We start from the raw sequence: 2,296 nt of genomic DNA on the forward strand, positions 1-2,296 counted from the left end.
GGCTGTTTAATTATGGCTGTTTAATGCTGTACAGGTCGTAACGGGTGTTGGGGCTTTGTACGGCGGCGGTGGGTTCGGAGCCCTTCAACGGGGGCGCCCCTTTCGGGCGTTTGACGACCACGCGCTTTTCGGCGGTGCTCAAAGCCGCTGCTAACAGAGCGTCACTGTCCATATCCGGCCCGACCAGCGCTTGCAGCGCCTGCATGTCTTTTTTGGCGGCGGCGGTTTTTTTCTTTTCCGGGTACATGGGGTCGAGATACACCACCTCGACAGCGGGTGTTTCCGTGGTCAAATAGGCCGCCGCATCGGCGTTCACCAAGGTCATGCGTTCAGCAATCTGGCGAATGTCGTCCGGCACATCCGGTTGTTGGGCGCGTTCCAGCGCATCCGCCAGTAAGGCCGCGATGATGGGGGAGCGTTCCACTAGGGTGACCTTGCACCCCAAGCTGGCAAACACAAACGCATCGCCGCCCATGCCGGCGGTGGCATCCAGTATGCGGGGCTGATTTTGAATCGCCACGGCTTTCGCCAACGGCTGGCCTTTGCCGCCGCCGAACTGACGACGATGGTTTTTCTTGCCGCCGACGAAATCGACATAAACCGGGCCGCTGGTGGGCGGGAAGAGTGCCAGTTTGAGGCGTTGGCTTTCCAGCGTGGCTTTGGGGTCGAGCCACCAGCCGAGGGCAAAATCGTTTTTGGAGTTCGATTTTGCGTTCAAATCGGTGTTTGAATCGAAGTTCAAAGGCAAGCCCAGCCGTTCGGCCAGCGCCAGTGCCTTGTCGGGGCAGGGCGATGCTTGGATTCTGAGGGTTGGTTTCATGGGCATGGAATGGAATCGTGACGGGAAAGCGACAAAAGCGGGCAGGCGCAACGGCCCGCTTTCACTGCACTCGCTGAGTTCGTTTAGGGGGTGTCGCCGAAACCAAAGGTTTCCGTAACGTAATCAATGTCCTTGTCGCCGCGACCGGACAAATTAATCAAAATGGTACGGCCCGGGTTTTCTCGACCGTGTTTCATCGCCCAAGCGACGGCATGGGCGCTTTCCAGTGCCGGAATAATGCCTTCTGCGCTGGAGAGTTTGTAGAAGGCGTCCAGTGTTTCTTGGTCGGTGACGCCGTGATAGTTGACGCGTCCTTCGGTTTTCAAATAGGAGTGTTCCGGGCCCACTCCCGGGTAATCCAAGCCGGAGGCAATGGAGTGGACCGGGGCCGGGTTGCCTTCTTCGTCGGACAGCAACATGCATTTGAAGCCGTGAATCATGCCGGGTTTGCCATAGGTCATGGTGGCGGAGTGTTCGCCGATTTCGGTGCCTTTGCCGAGCGGTTCGATACCGTTTAGAGTCACGTTTTTATCTTCAATAAACCCAGCGAACATGCCCATGGCGTTAGAGCCGCCGCCGACGCAGGCACCGACCTGATCCGGCAATTCGCCGACCATTTCCAGATACTGTTCACGCGCTTCGTGCCCGACCACGGATTGAAAATCGCGCACCATCATCGGGAAGGGATGCGGCCCCACCACGGAACCGATGGCGAAGATAGCGGTGTCGGCTTGCGGCACATAGGATTGGAAGGCGGAATCGACGGCTTCCTTCAAACTGCGTCCGCCAAAGGAAACCGGCACGACCGTGGCGCCCAGCAGTTTCATGCGGGTGACGTTCGGGGCTTCTTTGGCGATGTCGATTTCGCCCATGTGAATTTCGCATTCCATGCCGAAATAAGCGGCGGCCGTGGCCAGTGCGACACCGTGTTGACCGGCACCGGTTTCGGCAATCAGTTTGGTTTTGCCCATGTGTTTGGCCAGCAAGGCTTCGGCCATGCAGTGATTCAGTTTGTGCGCGCCTGAGTGATTGAGGTCTTCGCGTTTCATGTAAATGTGCGCCCCGACTTCGCGGCTGAGGTTGTGGGCGTAATACACCGGGGTGGGGCGGCCTTGATAATGTTTGCGGATGTATTTCAACTCATTCAAAAAATCCGCTGAGCGACTGAGGGTGCGGTAGGCCTGGCTGATTTCAGCAAAATGCGGTTCCAGTTCCGGCGGCAGAAAGGCACCACCGAAGTCGCCGAAAAACCCCTCGGCATTGGGAAAATTTTTTAAATAAGACATGACACCTCCTGTGACGGTTCCTTATCTTTTCTTTCAAAGTGGTGAGGCCGCGAAAACGGTTAGGATACACCGAACGGGAAAAGATGGAAACATGAACGGCGCCCCTTTTTCAAAAAGCGACCTGACCACGCTTGGCAAAAAGGTAACCGTCCCCATTTTACATTTTGCCGGAAGTCTTCGTGTCTTCGTG

2 protein-coding genes are annotated in these 2,296 nt (G+C 56.7%); both read right to left on the minus strand.

The genetic code is table 11. From position 1 onward, the window contains the following. Positions 1–10: 10 nt before the first annotated feature. A complete protein-coding gene (locus tag ACP5D0_RS06910; RefSeq protein WP_472364930.1) occupies positions 11–826 on the minus strand; it encodes a class I SAM-dependent methyltransferase in 816 nt (271 codons plus the stop codon). Between the two features lie 77 nt (positions 827–903). Beyond that, entirely contained in the window at positions 904–2,106 is a 1,203-nt protein-coding gene (gene trpB / locus ACP5D0_RS06915; protein ID WP_472364931.1) for a tryptophan synthase subunit beta, read from the minus strand. Between the last annotated feature and the right edge of the window lie 190 nt (positions 2,107–2,296).

Source organism: Hydrogenovibrio sp. (assembly GCF_049975065.1).
GTDB lineage: Bacteria > Pseudomonadota > Gammaproteobacteria > Thiomicrospirales > Thiomicrospiraceae > Hydrogenovibrio.

Coding starts and splice junctions, on each gene's coding strand:
- ACP5D0_RS06910 (WP_472364930.1), bottom strand. CDS start 826: ATGCCCATGAAACCAACCCTCAGAATCCAAGCATCGCCCTGCCCCGAC.
- trpB (WP_472364931.1), bottom strand. CDS start 2,106: ATGTCTTATTTAAAAAATTTTCCCAATGCCGAGGGGTTTTTCGGCGAC.